The organism is Brevundimonas sp. UBA6550 (assembly GCF_002434505.1).
GTDB lineage: Bacteria > Pseudomonadota > Alphaproteobacteria > Caulobacterales > Caulobacteraceae > Brevundimonas.
On the sequence record NZ_DJKE01000012.1, the window covers coordinates 164,792 to 180,899 of the forward strand.

Genomic DNA, 16,108 nt, shown 5'->3' on the forward strand with positions numbered 1-16,108 from the left:
AGCGGCTCTCTTTGATCGACGCGACCGATCGCCCGAAACACTGGGTCCCGGCTTTCGCCGGGATGAGCGGAACAGAATATGCGCTACCTCCCCCTGACGCCCGACGACCGCACGGCGATGCTCGCCGCCATCGGCGCGAAAACCATCGACGACCTGTTCGTTGACGTGCCCGAGAGCGCGCGGCTGGACGGACCTGTCGATCTGCCCCGCGTGGCGGGCGAACTGGAGGTCGAGCGCGCCCTGTCCGCCATGGCCGCCAAGAATGCGACCGCCGGGGCCGTGCCCTTCTTCTGCGGCGCCGGGGCCTACAAGCACCATGTCCCGGCGACGGTGGATCATGTGATCCAGCGCTCGGAGTTCCTGACCAGCTACACCCCCTATCAGCCGGAAATCGCGCAAGGGACCCTGCAGTACCTTTACGAGTTCCAGACCCAGGTCGCGAACCTGACCGGAATGCCGGTGGCCAACGCCTCCCTCTATGACGGTTCGACCGCCATGGCCGAGGGCGTGCTGATGGCCACGCGCGTGACCCGCCGCAACAAGGCGGTGATCTCGGGCGGCGTCCACCCCCACTATGTCAAGGCGACCGAGACCGTGGTTCACGCCGTCGGCGTGGAGACTGAAGTGCTGGCCCCCGCCTTCGACGCCGAAGCCGCCGTGATCGACCAGATCGGCCCGGACACCGCCTGCGTCGTCGTCCAGACGCCCAACGTCTTCGGCACGGCGACCGATGTCACCAGGATCGCCGAGGCCGCCCATGCCGCCGGCGCCCTGCTGATCGTCGTGGTGACGGAGGCCGTGTCGATGGGCCTGTTGAAATCGCCCGGCGAAATGGGCGCCGACATCGTCGCGGCCGAAGGCCAGTCGATCGGCAACGCCCTGAACTTCGGCGGCCCCTATGTCGGCCTGTTCGCCACGCGCGAGAAGCTGATCCGCCAGATGCCCGGCCGCCTGACCGGCGAGACCGTGGACGCCGACGGCGAGCGCGGCTTCGTCCTTACCCTGTCCACGCGCGAGCAGCATATCCGCCGCGACAAGGCGACCTCGAACATCTGCACCAACTCGGGCCTGTGCACCCTGGCCTTCACCATCCACATGAGCCTGCTGGGCGAGACGGGCCTGCGCAAACTGGCCCTGCTGAACCACGAGAAGGCCATCGCCACGCGCGACGCCCTGGCCGCCATTCCGGGCGTCGAGGTCCTGACACCGCGCTTCTTCAACGAGTTCGCGATCCGCCTGCCCAAAAACGCGACCGAGGTCGTGGACGCCCTGGCCGCCCATCACGTCCTGGCCGGCGTGCCCTATAGCCGCCTGGCGCCCCACGCGGGCATGGACGACGTCCTGCTGGTCGCCGCGACCGAGACGACGCTGGATGCCGACATCCAGATCCTCGCCAAGTCCCTCTCCAAAGTCCTGGCCGCCTAAGGGAAACCGATCATGAGCACCATGAACACCGTCGGCCGCCCGACCGCCCCGAACCCCGTCCAGACCAAGCCCGCCACCCTGACCGGCGGACGCGGCCTGTTGCAGAACGAAGCCCTGATCTTCGAGGGCGACGGCTGGGGCAAAACCGGCGTCGATCTGCCGGAACCCAGGACCGATGCGTCCGACCTGGGCGATCTGGTCCGCAAGGATCCGATCGGCCTGCCCGGCCTGTCCGAGCCGGAAGCCATGCGCCACTATGTGCGCCTGAGCCAAAAGAACCACGCCATCGACCTGGCCATCTATCCGCTGGGTTCGTGTACGATGAAGCACAACCCGCGCCTGAACGAGAAGATGGCGCGTCTGCCCGGTTTCTCGGACATCCACCCGCTGCAGCCGCAATCGACGGTTCAGGGCGCGCTGGAGCTGATGGATACGCTGGCCCACTGGCTGAAGACCCTGACCGGAATGCCCGCCGTCGCGCTTTCTCCGAAAGCGGGCGCGCATGGCGAACTGTGCGGCCTGATGGCCATCCGCGCCGCCCACGAGGCCAAGGGCGAGCATGAGCAGCGTCGCAAGGTGCTGGTCCCCACGTCCGCCCACGGCACCAACCCGGCCACCGCCGCCTTCGTCGGCTATTCCGTCGTCGAGGTCGCCCAGACCGAGGACGGCCGCGTGGACGTCGCCGATCTGGCGTCCAAGCTGGGCCCGGACGTCGCCGCCATCATGGTGACCAACCCCAACACCTGCGGCCTGTTCGAGCGCGACATCATCGAGATCGCGCGCCTGACGCACGAGGCGGGCGCATACTTCTACTGCGACGGCGCCAACTTCAACGCCATCGTCGGCCGGGTCCGCCCGGGCGATCTGGGCGTGGACGCCATGCACATCAACCTGCACAAAACCTTCTCCACGCCCCACGGCGGCGGCGGTCCGGGCGCGGGTCCGGTGGTGCTGTCGGAGGCGCTCGCGCCCTTCGCGCCCGCCCCGTGGGTCGTGCATGACGAAGGCGGCTATCGCCTGATCGAGCGCGAGGAAGACGAGGCGGCGCAGGCCTTTGGCCGTCTGTGCGCCTTCCAGGGCCAGATGGGCATGTACGTCCGCGCCTTGTCCTACATGATGAGCCACGGCTCTGACGGCCTGCGTCAGGTGGCCGAGGACGCCGTCCTGAACGCCAATTACATCAAGGCCCGCCTGCAGGACCTGATGAGCCCGGCCTTCCCCGACGGCCCCTGCATGCACGAGGCCCTGTTCGACGACGAATGGCTGAAGGGCACGGACATCACCACGCTCGACTTCGCCAAGGCGATGATCGACGAGGGCTTCCACCCGATGACCATGTATTTCCCGCTGGTCGTCCACGGCGCCATGCTGATCGAGCCGACGGAGACCGAGTCCAAGGCCGAGCTGGACCGCTTCATCCACGCCATGCGCCTGCTGGCCGAGGCCGCGAAGGCCGGCGACGTCGACCGCTTCAAGGGCGCCCCCTTCCACGCCCCGCTGAAACGCCTGGACGAAACCCGCGCCGCCCGCTCGCCGGTGCTGCGCTGGTCGGCGCCGGAAGGCTCCAACCAGGCGGCCTAGTACCTTATCCCGTCATCCCAGGGCTTGTCCCTGGGATCCATACACCCGGTGTTCGACGACCGCCCCCGCTGCGGACACACCGGGCGTATGGATCCTCGCCACAAGGGCGAGGATGACCGCGGATGAGTGCAGAGTCGCACACCGCCGCCGTCGCAACGCCCCGAAGCGCGCACAGCCGATAGGCCGGTCTGGCCGGTCCCAAACCCTTCACGAGCCATCCATTCCGCTGCAAGATGGCGTCATGACCACCTGGACCCCGCACGACATCCCCGATCAGACCGGCAAGCTGGCCGTCGTCACCGGCGCGACCGGCGGGCTGGGGCTGGAGACCGCCCTGGTGCTGGCGGGCAAGGGCGCGGAGATCGTTCTGGCCGCCCGCAATCCGGCCAAGGGCGCCGAGGCCGAGCGGCTGATCCGCGCCCGGCATCCGGGCGCCGACGTGCGGTTCGATCCGCTGGACCTGGGCGACCTGGCCTCCGTCGCCGCCTTCGCCGACCGGCATCTGGACGCCGCCCGGCCCATCGACGTCCTGATCGACAATGCCGGCGTCATGGCCCTGCCCCGCCGCCACACCACCCAGGACGGGTTCGAGACCCAGTTCGGCGTCAACTATCTGGCGCATTTCGCACTGACCGGCCGGCTGCTGCCGCTGCTGATCGCCGGTCCGTCCAGGCCGGCTGGCGCGCGGGTGGTGCAGCTGTCCAGCATCGCCCACCGAGGGGGCCGCATCCATCTGGATGACCTGAACTTCACCTCCGGCTATCGCCCCTTCGCCGTCTATCAGCAGTCCAAACTGGCCATGCTGATGTTCGCCCTGGAGCTGCAGCGCCGCAGCGACGCCCACGGCTGGGGTCTGACCAGCGTGGCCGCCCACCCCGGCGTCGCGCGCACCGATCTGGTGGCCAATGGTCTGGGGGACGGCGGCGATCCGGCCGCCTGGGCGTCGCGCCTCTTCATCCGCCTGTTCGGCCAGTCCAGCGCCGCCGGCGCCCTGCCCAGTCTGATGGCCGCCACCCTGCCCCAGGCCCGGCCCGGCGGCTATTATGGCCCGCAAGGGTTCCAGGAGCTGGCCGGATCGCCCGGTCCCGCCCGCATCGGCTCCCAGGCCAGGGACGAGGGCGTGGCCCGGCGTCTGTGGGCGGAATCCGAGGCCCTGACCGGCGTGCGCTACGGCTGATCCACGCCATGCCCCCAGATCGCCGCCGGATCATGAGCAAAGCTTAATCCGCATGACACCGATCCGCCATCGACGCGGGGCCTGATCGGCGTGTGGCGCGGTCGTCACGGTCGCCCTTTCCTTTCCCGACGAGGGATCGCGCGACCGAGGCGACCGTTGTCACACCGACCGTGGCTTCCCATCTGGCGTGTTCGTGACCTCCCTGCCTGTCGCCCTCCCCCCGTTCGCCAAGCCCCGCAGCCGCACGCTGCGGACGGTTCGACGCTGGGCGCTGATGATCGGCGGGCTTCTGGTCGTGCTGCTGGGCCTATTGATCGCCCCCCTGCCCGGCCCCGGGGGCGTTCCGGTCATGGCGGTCGGCCTGATCCTGATCCTGAAAAGCTCGTTCTGGGCCAAGCGTCAGTTCATCCGCGCCCAATACGCCCGGCCCAAATGGGTCTATCCCTTCCGTCGCCTGATGCGAAAGAAGCCCGAGTTCGCGCCCGTCTTCTGGCAACAGGCGCTGCGGGCCGAGAAGGTGGTCGTCAAACGGTCGGGCCGTCGCCTGTCGCGCGGCCGCAAACAGTTGCGGCGCTATTTCCGCAAACTGTTCCGGTAGTTGACGCCGATCTCGCGGTTGCGTTGCTGCAACCGCTAACCACGGCATCGTGAACCCGGCCGCCCTCGGACAGGCGTATCCTGACCCAGCGTTATCAGAGAACCACTCAAGGCGTTGGGAGGCGCTAAGGTCATGATGTCACGCGTACAAAAGGGTCTGATCGCCGGGGTTGCGGCGACCGCGGCCGCCTCGCTGCTCGAAATCCCCAATATGTTCCTGAACTGGTTCGACCCGTTCCAGGGCGTCATCGCCTCGATGATCGGCATGCCCGGCAATCTGGCGATGGGCTGGGTGATCCACCTGATCAGCGGGGTCTTCATCCTGGGGCCGCTGTTCGCGATCCTGTGTCCCCGACTGCCGACCGACACGCCCGAAACCAAGGGCATCGTCTTCGCGGTCGGCGCCTGGATCATCATGATGGCCGCCATCGTGATGTTCGGAAACTATCGCACCTTCACCGCCGGCGCGGGCTTCGGCACCTTCGCCTGGCTGCTGGTCACCCATGCGGTGTTCGGCATCGTGCTGGGCAATGTCTATGCCCGGCTGGTGAGCCGCGACAAGCGGATGGGCGCGACCGTCATCGGCGGCGCGCCCGCCCACTGACGCTCGCCTGAGGCGACCATAGAAAAAGGCCCCCGACGTCGCCGTCGGGGGCCTTTGTTGTCTTCGGACCAACCAGCCCTCAGTTCAGGCGGTCGCCGATCTGGGCGATGGCGCCGTCCAGCAGCGGGTCCTTGGCGCCCGAGGCCAGGCGCGTGGCCAGGATCTGCTCGGCGGACCGGGCGGCCAGGTCGGCGGCGGCCGCCTTGACCTCGGCGGAGGCCTGGGCCTCGGCCTGGGCGATGCGGTTCTCGGCCATGGTCTGACGGCGGGCCAGGGTCTCTTCCAGCTTGACCTTGGTCTCGGCTTCCAGGCGACGGGCGTCGGCTTCGGCCTGGGCCATCATCTCGGCGGCCTGGGCCTCGGCCTCGGCCTTCTCCTTGCGGATCTGGGCCAGCAGGGCCTCGGCCTCGGCGCGCAGGCGGGCGGCCTCGTCCAGGTCGGCCTGGATCTTGACGGCCTTGGCGTCCAGCGCCTTGGCGGCGATCTTGGGCACGCCGGCGGCGACCAGAACGCCGAAGAACAGGATCAGGCCGATCCCGACCCAGATCTCCGCATTGGCGAAGCTCCAGATGCCGTGCTCGAAGATCAGGTTCATCAGGCGGCTCCCTTGACGGCGGCCAGTTCGGCGGCGGTCGCGCCCTTGCCGGTCAGACGCTCGACCATGGCGGCGGTCGTGTCGGCGGCGATGGTGGAGACATTGCTCATGGCGGCGTCGCGCGTCTTGCCGATGGCGGCCTCGGCCTCGGCGATGCGGGCGTTGACGACCGCCTCTTCCGCAGCCTGACGGGCGTTGGCCTCTTCGGCGACGCGGGCCTTGGCGGCGGCGGCCATGGCGCGGGCGTCGGCGCGGGCCTTGGCGACCTCGGCCTGGGCTTCGGCGGCCTGGCCGGCGGCCTCGGCCTGAACCTGCCGCGCGGTGGCGACGGCGTTGGAAATGGTGTCGGCCCGCTCATCCATCACCTTGCGAAGGCGCGGAGCGAAGACCTTGGAGACCAGGACGTACAGGATGACGAACAGGATCAGCAGATAGCCGATCTGGCCCGCCCAATGTTCGAACTGGAATTGCGGCAGGCCGCCCGAGCCGTGCTCGGCGGGGGTCGCCGTCTCGGCGTGCAGGTCCGCTTCGACCGAAGGCGGGACCGCGTCGATGGTGTGGGTGCTGGCCATGAACCGTCTGCTGCAGAATCAGATGAAGCGGCGCGCGGGCGAACCCCGCGCGCCGTGATCGGCCGATATCAGCCGAAGATCATCAGGATGCCGAGCACGAAGGCCAGGATGCCCAGGGCTTCGGCCAGGGCGGCGCCGACGAACAGGTTGCCCACTTGGCCGGCGGCGGCCGAGGGGTTGCGCAGGGCGCCGGCCAGGAACTGGCCGAAGATGTTGCCCACGCCCAGGGCCGAACCGATCATGCCCAGGGTGGCGAGACCAGCGCCGATGTACTTCGCGGCTTCAGCGTCCATGATTGTATTCCTAGATTAAAGTCGTTGGTGGTTGGGGTGAAGAGACTGGTCCGGCCCTTAGTGGGCGTGGTCCAGGTTGACCACATCGTTGAGATAGATGCAGGCCAGAACGGCGAAGACGAAGGCCTGAAGGAAGGCCACCAGGAACTCCAGCGCGGTCAGGGCGACGACCATGCCCAGCGACAGGGCCGCGACCGGGAAGGCCAGCAGACCGATGCCGCCGCCCAGGCCCAACAGGCCCAGCGACACGACGAAGCCGGCGAAGATCTTCAGCGCGACGTGACCGCCCAGCATATTGCCGAACAGACGCAGCGCCAGGGTCACCGGGCGAAGCAGGAAGGAGACGAACTCGATCAGACCCACGACCGGGCGCAGCAGCAGCGGCGCGCCCATGGGCCAGAACAGCTTGAAGAAGCCCAGGCCGTTCTTGGCGAAACCGACCACCAGCACCAAGCCGAAGGTGATCAGGGCGAAGGTGGCGGTGATGGCCAGCTGCGACGTCGCCGTGAAGGTCAGGAACAGACCCAGGATGTTCATGCCCAGGATCAGGATGAACAGGGTGAAGACGAACGGGAAATATTTGCGGCCGTCATGACCGATGATGGAATCGGCCAGATTGTCGATCAGGCCGAACACGCCCTCGCCCGCGGCCTGAAGGCGGCCCGGCACGATCTTGGCGTTCGACGTCACGGCGGTCAGGAAGCCCACGATCAGCAGGAAGGCGACGGTCATGGCGATGTGCGAATTGGTGATCGCCAGATCGACGGTCCCCACCACGGGCAGGGTCACGTCGCCAAGGTCGACGACCTTCTGAATCTGAAACTGATGAATCGGATCGGCCATGAAGCCCTATCGTTCCCCGTCTTCGTCGGCCTCGACATAGGGTTCGGCCGGAGCCGATGTTCCCAACGCCTTGGCCTGCGCCATCAGCCGGTTGGCTGTGCGACGCGCCATGTAAATCGACAAGGCGAAGCCCAGAAGGACCCCGCCGATCAAACCCCACGGGCGGGTCCCGAAGACCCAATCCGCGATGAAACCGAACGCCAGACCCACGAAGACCCCGCCGAGAAGCTCGGCGATGATCTTGTAGGCCTGACCCGACACCTGATGGCCGGTCAGCTCGGCGGATTTCTCCGCCGTGGTCCGCGCCTCCAATGCGGATGCGCTCTCTTGGAGGCGTTTGATCGCCTCTTCGCGCGATTCCGACATAGGGGACAGGACCTGTGTGCTCAACGTCCGGACGGTGGGTCCGAACGGGTCTGAATTCGGCGCGGAAACTAATCGTGAGCGGCCATCAGGTCAAGGCGTCGTGATTAGCGGCTAAGCCCCAGGAAATGCTCGACTTTCCGCGTCTGTGGACAAGCCGTGACGATGCGCCGCTGTCGCAGGCGACAGAATCCCGCCTCATGCGCGCCGCCTCGACATGGCGATGCGGCGTGGAAACGACTAGGTTCCGGCCCATGAACGCCCACGTCCCGCCGCCTGCGCCCTCGCCCCGTCCGATCACCGTGCGCCTGGCGACGCCGCGCGGCTTCTGCGCCGGGGTGGATCGGGCGATCCAGATCGTGGAGCGGGCCATCGAGAAATACGGCGCCCCCGTCTATGTGCGCCACGAGATCGTCCACAACCGCCATGTGGTCGAGCGGCTGAAGGCCATGGGCGCCGTCTTCGTCAAGGAGCTGGACGAATGCCCGGACGACCGCCCGGTGGTCTTCTCCGCCCACGGCGTGCCCAAGTCGGTGCCCGCCAACGCCCGCGCCCGCGACCTGCTGTTCCTGGACGCCACCTGCCCCCTGGTGTCCAAGGTCCATGTCGAGGCCGAGCGCCACCACGCCGCCGGCAAGCACATCATACTGATCGGCCATGCGGGCCACCCGGAGGTGATCGGCACCATGGGCCAGCTGCCGCCCGGCGCCATCAGCCTGGTCGAGACCGAGCAGGACGCCGAACGGTTCCAGCGGCCCGGCGACGCCCCCCTGGCCTATGCGACCCAGACCACCCTGTCGGTGGACGACACCGCCGGCATATTGAAGGTGCTGAAGCGCCGCTTCCCCGAACTGCCCGATCCGCACAAGGAAGACATCTGCTACGCCACCACCAACCGCCAGGACGCGGTAAAGGTGCTGGGCGAGGGTTGCGAACTGGTGCTGGTGGTGGGGTCCAAGAACTCGTCCAACTCGGCCCGGCTGGTCGAGGTGGCCATGCGCGCGGGCGCCCGCGCCGCCTATCTGGTGGACGACGCCTCGCAGGTGGACTGGGCCTGGTTCGACGGGGTGGACACGGTCGGCGTCACCGCCGGCGCCTCGGCGCCCGAACCGCTGATCGCCGCCCTGGTCGACGCCATCCGCGCCCGGTTCGACGCCACGGTGACCGAGGACGCCGGCGCGCGCGAAACCGTGACCTTCAAACTGCCGCGTCTTCTGACGGCCTGAACGGGTCCATGCCAGGTCGGGCGTCGTGTGGTAGAAGCACGCTCGTCCATTCGCTGTGGAGAACCGCCATGATCAAACGCGCCCTGTCCGTCGCCCTGCCTTTGGCCGCCCTGGCCGCCTGTGCGCAGCCGCCGGGCGATGTCGGCGCGAAGCCGGTCGGCATGGTCAATCCCGCCTCCAAATACTGCGGCGACATCGGCGGGCGGCTGGAGATCCGCACCGGCGCCGACGGCGGCCAGACGGGCATGTGCCATCTGCCCGACGGCCGCGTCGTGGAGGAATGGGCGCTGTTCCGAAGCGCCCGCCCGCAGTCCTGACCGACCGGCGCTAGGCGCGCGCCAGCGGCAGGGGAACGCGGAACAGGCTGCCCACGCCCGGCGTGGACACCACCTCGATCTTGCCGCCCATCAGCACCGCCAGCCCATGGGCGGCGGTCAGCCCCAGCCCCAGCCCCTCGGCGGTGCGGGTGCTGCTCTCGTCGCCCTGGGTGAAGGCGTCGAACAGGCGCGTCACCTCGTCGGGCGTCATGCCCGGCCCGGTGTCCTCGACCTCCAGCACCAGATCGTCGTCGGCGCGGGCGCGCAGCGTCACATGGCCCGACCGGGTGAAGCGCACCGCATTGTCGGCCAGGGCGGCCAGCATCTTTTCGATATGGACGGGGTCGCCCAGCCATTCGCCCTCGACCGCATCGACGTGCAGGGCCAAGCCCTTGGTGGCCGCCGTGCCTTCGAAATCGTTGGCGACCCGCTGCAGCAGATTGTCGGCGCGGAAGGGGCGTCGTTCCAGCATCACCGAACCGTCGCGCAGCCGCACCACGTCCAGCAACTCCTCGACCAGCCGCAGCTGCTGACGGCCCGACGCCTTCAGGATTTCCAGCCGTTCGCGCTGTTGCGGCGTGATGGCGTCCGCGCCGATCACCTCGGCCATGCCCAGGACGCCGTTCAGCGGCGTGCGCAGTTCGTGGCTGACGTTGGACAGGAACCGCGTCTTGGCCTGGTTCGCCGCTTCCGCCTTGTCCAGCGCCGCCGACAGGGCGGCTTCCGATGCGCGCAGGCGCCGGATGTCCTGCGCCACCCGCCACAGCAGGGCGCCGCCGCCCACCAGCAACAGCGTCAGCAGCATCAGCAGCAGCGGCCCGGCCTGACGCAGGATGTCCGCGCCCGGCCGTTCCGGCGTCCAGACGATCCGGCCCAGCAGCACGCCGTTGGGATCGCGGATGTCCACCGCCTCGCGCCCCTGGGGCGGCGGCGCATCGCCGATGGAGAAGGCGGGATCGACCAGGCCGAGACGGTCGTGAATCTGCGGAATGATGGTGTCGAAGCGCTTGAACGACGCCACCGCCGGATCCGACGCCGGGACCTGCCCCTTCAGCGTGTGCCGCACGATGGTCGAGGTTCCCATCAGATAGACGGTCCCGTCCACCTTCACGATCGCGGGTTTCAGCGTCACGGCGTCCAGCGCCACGGTCGAACGGTCGCGCCGCGCCGCCGCCGCTCTCAGCGCATCGACGATGGGGCGCGCGGACCGGGCGAAGGGGTCGGCGGCGTCCGCCCCGGCCGGTCCGCCGTTCTTGGAGATGCGAAACAGCCGGCCGGCGTCGTCATACCCCAGCGTAACGGGCAGTTTGCTCTGCGCCTCGTAATAGCCGCCCAGATGCCGGTCCCACCACACGACGTCGCCCTGTCCCGTCATATGGTCGACCGCGTCGTCCCAGACCGAGGCGGTGGTCAGATCCTCGCCTATGGCCTGCAGGGCGCGGGCGACGCGACGCTCGACCAGCTTCTGTTCCTTGACGGCCTGGTGCGCGTCGATGGCCTGGCTGACGACCGCCAGAACCGCGATCATGCCGGCCATCGACCCGATCAGCAGGATCGCCGCGATGCGGAAGGCGGCCCACGCTTGAGGGCCCGATTTTGAAGCAACGCCACGAGACATGACCAACCGCTACCATTGGCCCGATAAGACAAGATGAACGCCCCGCGCCCCGGCGAGGCTTGGATCAGCGGTCGTCGTTGACGAAGTCCTGGGCGAACTCGGGCGCCTCGTCCTCGATGGGCAGGGTTCCGTCCTCGTCGTCGGCCTCGGAGGCGCGGCTGGGATCGGGAACCTCGAACCCGACCGGCAGCGACAGGTCCAACAGGCCCGCCGCCTTCATCTCCTGCACGCCCGGCAGGTCGTACAGGGTCGCCAGGCCGAAATGCTCCAGGAAGCGGTCGGTCGTCGCATAGGTCACGGGCCGCCCCGGCGTCCGCCTGCGTCCGCGCAACCGCACGAAGCCCATCTCCAGCAACAGGTCCAGCGTGCCTTTTGAGATGCTGACGCCGCGCACGCTCTCGATCTCGGCGCGGGTGACGGGCTGGTGATAGGCGATGATGGCCAGGGTCTCCAGGGCGGCCTTGGACAGGCGGCGCGGCTCCTCGCGCTCCTGGGTCATCATGAAGGCCAGGTCCGGCGCCGTGCGGAACCGCCAGCGGTCGGCGACGCACTCCAGCTCCACCCCCCGTCCCTCGTAACGGGCGCGCAAGGCCGCGATGGCGCGCGCGACATTGCAGTTCTCGGGCAGGCGAGCGGCGATCTCGGCGGCGGTCAACGGCCCGGCGGCGGCGAACAGCAGGGCCTCGACCCGGCGCTCGATCTCGGCCTCGTCGGGCTGGAAGGACAGGTCAGACATCCGAATATCCGCTCATCCCGGCGAAAGCCGGGACCCAGCACTTTGGGCGAAAGCTGCATGGGCCTAGAGGTCTGCGGTCATCCGACGCATTGGCGATGCGAAAGGCCTGGGTCCCGGCTTTCGCCGGGATGAGCGGAACGAGCGTGTTCACCCCCTCAGCTCCAGCGGCTGCCCCGGCCCGCGCCGTTTCAGATAAAGCTCGGCGAACGCCTGCGCCTGTCGAATGTCCATCGCCCCCTCCTTCACCAGCTCCAGACTGGCCGACAGGGTGGACGCCGTAAAGCTGGCCTGGCTGGGGCCGCCCTCGTCCTCGCGCATCGGCGCCACCCGCTCCAGCGGGGTCCAGTCGGCCAGTTTCGGCATGATCTCGCGCAGCCAGTCGCGCGCGGCCTCCAGCGGAAAGGCCTCGACCCGCTGACCGGGCGCATAGCGCCGGGCCTCCTCGCGCCGACGCTGCACCACATAGGCGCTCATCAGTTCGTAAAGGCTGGCGTCGATGCGGTCGGAGGGCGTGATCACGGTGGCCTCCGGGTCGCCGCGCGTGAAGACATCGCGCTTCAGCTGGGGCCGCGCCATCAGCTGTTCGACGGCCTTCCGCATCGCCTCCAGCTTTTGAAGGCGGAACGCCAGGGCGGCGGCCATCTCCTCGGCCGGCGGCTCCTCGGCCTTGCCCTTGTCGGTGCGCGGCAGCAGCAGGCGCGACTTCAGATAGGCCAGCCACGACGCCATCACCAGATAGTCGGCCGCCAGGGCGAAGTTCCTGCGCCGCGCCTCATGCACGAAGGCCAGATACTGTTCCGCCAGCTGGGTGATCGACAGCTTCAGCAGATCGACCTTCTGGTTCCGCGCCAGGGCCAACAGGACGTGCAGCGGCCCCTCGTAACCGTCCAGATCGACGACGAAGGCCTCGCGGTCCTCGACCTCGGCGACGGCGGTGAAGTCCAGATTGGGCTGGAAGGCTTCAGACATTTCCTGGGCCTACCGCGCTTCGCGCTACTTGAGGCCGCGCCGTGCCGATCACGCCTGCGCCTCCCCCACGTCCGGCCCCTTGGCGACATCCAGCCGCCCGCCCATCGCCTCGAAGAAGCGCTGATGCCCGGCCGCCGCGTCCAGCGGTTCGGGCGCGCGCACGATCCGCGCCAGCGCCGCCTCGGCCCGCGCCCTGGCCCTGCCCTTCAGCTTGCCGGTCGCCTCGGCCACCGCCTGCATCTCGGCCAGATCGCCGTTGCAATGCAGCACCACGTCGCACCCGGCCTTCAGCGACAGATGCGCCCGCTCGCCCAGCGATCCGCTCAGCGCCTGCATCGACAGGTCGTCGGTCAGGATAAGGCCGGTGAATCCCAGATGCTCGCGCATCGTCCGCACCGCCTTCTTCGACTGGGTCGCCGGCCGTTTCCGGTCGATGGCGGTGAAGACGATGTGGGCCGTCATCGCCATCGGCATGTCCGACAGGGCCTTGAACGGCGCGAAGTCCCAGCCGTCCAGCGTCTCGAAATCGGCATGGACCGTCGGCAGGTCCCTGTGGCTGTCGGCGAAGGCGCGTCCGTGGCCGGGCATATGTTTGAGGCAGGGCAGCACGCCGCCCGCCAGCAAGCCTTCCGCCGCCGCCCGGCCCAGCAGGGCCACGGTCTGCGGATCGCGGCCATAGGCCCGGTCGCCGACGATGTCGTGCGCGCCGGGGACCGGCACGTCCAGCACCGGCAGCAGATCGACGGTGATCCCGACGTCGCGCATGTCGTGCGCCATCAGCCTTGCGCCCAGCCGCGCCAGGTCGCGCGCGCGCATCGGATCGTTCGCGGCCTTCAGATAGGCGTCGCCCGGCGGATATTTGGGCCAGTGCGGCGGCCCCATCCGCTGAACCCGTCCACCCTCTTGATCGATCAGGATCGGCGCCTCGGGGTCGCCGACGCAGGCCCGCAGGTCGTCGGTCAGCGCCCGCAGCTGTTCCGGCGTCTCGATGTTGCGCCGGAACAGGATGAAGCCCCACGGCCGCGCCTTGGCGAAGAAGGCGCGTTCGTCCTCCGTCAGCCGATGACCGGCGCAGCCGTAGATGGCGGCGGACGTCACCGAACGATGCAGTCCCGGCCCGCCGCCTTCAGCGCATTGCAGAAGGCCGTGGCCCGTTCGCGCGACAGGCCGGAGAAGGCGGTGCGGTAAAGCGTCGATCCGCCCGAGGTCGTCACCTCGGTCACGCGCTTTTCGGCGCCCGACGCATACTGGCCGAAGCGGCCGGCCACGGCGGCGTATTCCCGGTCCGCGATCTCGGTCGAGGAGAAGGCGCCGATCTGGACCGAGGCCGAACCGCGCGCGGCTGCGGGCGCGGCGGGCGCAGGCGTGGTCGCGGCGGGCGCGGTCGCCGGGCGGGTCGCAGGCGTCGCCGGGGCCGGCGCGGGCGTGGCCGGCTTGACGGGCGCCAGGCCCTGTCCGGTCGGGGGGACCGGCGCCGGGGCGGCCGGGCGCGGCTGGGGCGTTTCGGGCGGCGGGGTGAAGGTCACCGGCGCGTCCGTCGTCTCGGTCTCGTCGCGATAGACGCGCACGCCGGCGGCCGGGTCGATGGGTTGGGCGTCGATGGGCGGCGCGGTCTTCATCTCGCCCACGGGCTGGCCCACCGCCGGCGGCGCGTCGGTCGAGGCGCGCATCCCCGAACGGTAGAAGAAGATCACCGCCACGATCAGCAGCAGCAGGACCACCGCGCTGACGATCAGCGTCACCGGCGGCGCCTTGCTCCCGCCCGAGCCGACATTGCGGCCGCTGCGCGGGTCATAGGAGTTGCGGCGGAACGGCAGGTCGTCGTCGGTGGGGGGCGTATAGGCGCCCCGGCCCGGCTTGTTGTCGTCTTCGAATGACATGGTCGCGCTCCGCCGTCTGCCCGGCGCGAATCGGGCGCCGAACGTTCACTTTACGCCCCCGCGTCCGTCTTTCGAATCACAGATCGAGCGCCAGGTCGAGGCTGAACAATTTCTGGTGGACTTCTATCGCATAGCGGTCGGTCATGCCGGCGATGTAGTCGCAGACCGCGCGCGCCCGCTGGGTGCGATCCTGCGTCAGGGCCGGCGTCCCCCATTCCGGCGGCATCACCTCCGGTTCGGCCATGAACAGTTCGAACAGTTGCGACAGCACCCGCCGCGCCTGGCTGCGCGTGCGGTTGACGCGGTAATGGCGATACATCCGCTCGAACAGGAATTTGCGCAGGATCGCCAGATCGGCGTGCATCCCGGCCGAGAAATCCACCATCGTCCGCTTGGCCGTGCGCACGTCCTCGGCCGTGACGATCCGGTCCTGCGCCAGCCGGGCCTGGGTTTCGGCCAGCACGTCCTCGACCATCACCCCGATCATGCGCCGCACGGCCTCGATCCGCAGCATCCGCTCGTCGATTTCGGGCCAGTCGCGCCGCGCCTCGGCCAGCATCGGCCCGATCAGCGGCACCTCGGCCAGATCCGCCAGGGTGAACAGCCCCGCCTGCACCCCGTCGTCCACGTCGTGGTTGTTATAGGCGATGTCGTCGGCGATGGCCGCGCACTGGGCCTCCAGCGAGGCGAAGGTGTCCAGCCGCAGGTCCCAGCCCGCCTCGCCCCCGGCCGCATAGGGCCGCACCACCGACCAGGCCGGCTCCTCCAGCCGGTGCGACACCGGGCCGTTGTGCTTGATGACCCCCTCGACCGTCTCCCAGCTCAGGTTCAGCCCGTCGAACTGCGGATAACGGTTCTCCAGCGCGGTCACGACGCGGAAGCTCTGGACGTTGTGGTCGAAGCCGCCATGGCCCGCCATCTGCACCACCAGCTCGTCCTCGCCCGCATGGGCGAAGGGCGGATGGCCCAGGTCGTGGGCCAGGGCGATGGTCTCGGCCAGATCGTCGTCCAGCCTCAGCGCATGGGCCAGCGACCGCGCGATCTGGGCCACCTCCAGCGAATGGGTCAGGCGGGTGCGGTAATGGTCGCCCTCGTGCGCCACGAAGACCTGGGTCTTCTCCTTCAGCCGCCGAAAGGCCGTCGCATGGATGATGCGGTCGCGGTCGCGCGCGAAGGCGGTGCGCGTGCGGCTGGGCGGCTCGAAGAAGCGGCGGCCCTTCGTCTGGCTGGCCCGTTCGGCGTAGGTGGCGAGTTCGATCTGGCTCAAGTCATCAACTTTGAGGCTGCTTTGATGCGGGCGGCCCTTTGCGAA

At 68.9% G+C, this 16,108-nt stretch carries 18 protein-coding genes; 7 read left to right on the top strand and 11 right to left on the bottom strand.

The features are described 5' to 3' along the window. The first annotated feature begins 78 nt into the window (after positions 1-78). The 5 genes from gcvPA to B3Z70_RS14200 all read left to right on the top strand — a co-directional run bounded on the left by gcvPA (position 79) and on the right by B3Z70_RS14200 (position 5,384). Complete coding sequence (gcvPA, locus tag B3Z70_RS14180) at positions 79-1,425, top strand: aminomethyl-transferring glycine dehydrogenase subunit GcvPA (protein ID WP_292023846.1); 1,347 nt, start codon at positions 79-81, stop codon at positions 1,423-1,425. A gap of 12 nt (positions 1,426-1,437) precedes the next feature. After that, positions 1,438-3,006 carry an aminomethyl-transferring glycine dehydrogenase subunit GcvPB gene (gene gcvPB, locus B3Z70_RS14185; RefSeq protein WP_409410540.1) on the top strand — a complete coding sequence of 523 codons (1,569 nt, stop codon included), beginning with the start codon at positions 1,438-1,440 and terminating at the stop codon, positions 3,004-3,006. Between the two features lie 241 nt (positions 3,007-3,247). Then, positions 3,248-4,183 carry an SDR family oxidoreductase gene (locus B3Z70_RS14190; protein ID WP_292023848.1) on the top strand — a complete coding sequence of 312 codons (936 nt, stop codon included), beginning with the start codon at positions 3,248-3,250 and terminating at the stop codon, positions 4,181-4,183. 193 nt (positions 4,184-4,376) lie between these two features. Continuing rightward, positions 4,377-4,781 (top strand): hypothetical protein, encoded by a 405-nt coding sequence (locus tag B3Z70_RS14195; RefSeq protein WP_292023850.1) that lies wholly within the window; start codon positions 4,377-4,379, stop codon positions 4,779-4,781. Between the two features lie 132 nt (positions 4,782-4,913). Then, complete coding sequence (locus B3Z70_RS14200) at positions 4,914-5,384, top strand: DUF6789 family protein (RefSeq protein ID WP_292023852.1); 471 nt, start codon at positions 4,914-4,916, stop codon at positions 5,382-5,384. 79 nt (positions 5,385-5,463) lie between these two features. Here B3Z70_RS14200 and B3Z70_RS14205 read toward each other — a convergent pair whose 3' ends face one another. From B3Z70_RS14205 to B3Z70_RS14225, 5 genes are all read right to left on the bottom strand, one after another. Continuing rightward, the gene (locus tag B3Z70_RS14205; RefSeq protein ID WP_292023854.1) at positions 5,464-5,979 is read right to left on the bottom strand and encodes a F0F1 ATP synthase subunit B; all 516 of its coding nucleotides are present in this window, start codon (positions 5,977-5,979) and stop codon (positions 5,464-5,466) included. Continuing rightward, positions 5,979-6,551, bottom strand: coding sequence for a hypothetical protein (locus tag B3Z70_RS14210; protein ID WP_292045788.1), 573 nt, complete (start codon positions 6,549-6,551; stop codon positions 5,979-5,981). The genes B3Z70_RS14205 and B3Z70_RS14210 overlap by 1 nt, the downstream gene beginning before the upstream one ends. Positions 6,552-6,619: 68 nt before the next feature. Continuing rightward, on the bottom strand, positions 6,620-6,844 hold the full coding sequence (locus tag B3Z70_RS14215; RefSeq protein ID WP_008261286.1) for a F0F1 ATP synthase subunit C: 225 nt from the start codon (positions 6,842-6,844) through the stop codon (positions 6,620-6,622). Positions 6,845-6,901: 57 nt separating this feature from the next. Next, positions 6,902-7,687: a F0F1 ATP synthase subunit A gene (locus tag B3Z70_RS14220; protein WP_248118819.1), complete on the bottom strand. Its 786-nt coding sequence runs from the start codon at positions 7,685-7,687 to the stop codon at positions 6,902-6,904. A gap of 6 nt (positions 7,688-7,693) precedes the next feature. Beyond that, complete coding sequence (locus B3Z70_RS14225; RefSeq protein ID WP_292019530.1) at positions 7,694-8,053, bottom strand: AtpZ/AtpI family protein; 360 nt, start codon at positions 8,051-8,053, stop codon at positions 7,694-7,696. 251 nt (positions 8,054-8,304) lie between these two features. On the opposite strand from B3Z70_RS14225, the gene ispH reads away from it, so the two are divergent. After that, the gene (gene ispH / locus B3Z70_RS14230) at positions 8,305-9,276 is read left to right on the top strand and encodes a 4-hydroxy-3-methylbut-2-enyl diphosphate reductase (RefSeq protein WP_292019528.1); all 972 of its coding nucleotides are present in this window, start codon (positions 8,305-8,307) and stop codon (positions 9,274-9,276) included. A 68-nt stretch (positions 9,277-9,344) separates the two neighbouring features. After that, positions 9,345-9,593 carry a DUF333 domain-containing protein gene (locus B3Z70_RS14235; protein ID WP_292019526.1) on the top strand — a complete coding sequence of 83 codons (249 nt, stop codon included), beginning with the start codon at positions 9,345-9,347 and terminating at the stop codon, positions 9,591-9,593. Between the two features lie 10 nt (positions 9,594-9,603). On the opposite strand, the gene B3Z70_RS14240 is transcribed toward B3Z70_RS14235, so the two are convergent. From B3Z70_RS14240 to B3Z70_RS14265, 6 genes are all read right to left on the bottom strand, one after another. Next, on the bottom strand, positions 9,604-11,211 hold the full coding sequence (locus B3Z70_RS14240; protein ID WP_292019523.1) for a sensor histidine kinase: 1,608 nt from the start codon (positions 11,209-11,211) through the stop codon (positions 9,604-9,606). A gap of 64 nt (positions 11,212-11,275) precedes the next feature. Beyond that, positions 11,276-11,947 carry an SMC-Scp complex subunit ScpB gene (gene scpB / locus B3Z70_RS14245; RefSeq protein ID WP_292019521.1) on the bottom strand — a complete coding sequence of 224 codons (672 nt, stop codon included), beginning with the start codon at positions 11,945-11,947 and terminating at the stop codon, positions 11,276-11,278. A gap of 147 nt (positions 11,948-12,094) precedes the next feature. Further along, positions 12,095-12,916: a segregation and condensation protein A gene (locus B3Z70_RS14250; RefSeq protein WP_292019519.1), complete on the bottom strand. Its 822-nt coding sequence runs from the start codon at positions 12,914-12,916 to the stop codon at positions 12,095-12,097. Between the two features lie 48 nt (positions 12,917-12,964). After that, positions 12,965-14,014 carry a beta-N-acetylhexosaminidase gene (nagZ, locus tag B3Z70_RS14255; protein WP_292045789.1) on the bottom strand — a complete coding sequence of 350 codons (1,050 nt, stop codon included), beginning with the start codon at positions 14,012-14,014 and terminating at the stop codon, positions 12,965-12,967. Beyond that, complete coding sequence (locus tag B3Z70_RS14260) at positions 14,011-14,796, bottom strand: SPOR domain-containing protein (RefSeq protein ID WP_292045790.1); 786 nt, start codon at positions 14,794-14,796, stop codon at positions 14,011-14,013. Before B3Z70_RS14260 ends, nagZ begins: the two co-directional genes overlap by 4 nt. A 76-nt stretch (positions 14,797-14,872) precedes the next feature. Continuing rightward, the gene (locus B3Z70_RS14265) at positions 14,873-16,063 is read right to left on the bottom strand and encodes a deoxyguanosinetriphosphate triphosphohydrolase (protein ID WP_292045791.1); all 1,191 of its coding nucleotides are present in this window, start codon (positions 16,061-16,063) and stop codon (positions 14,873-14,875) included. Between the last annotated feature and the right edge of the window lie 45 nt (positions 16,064-16,108).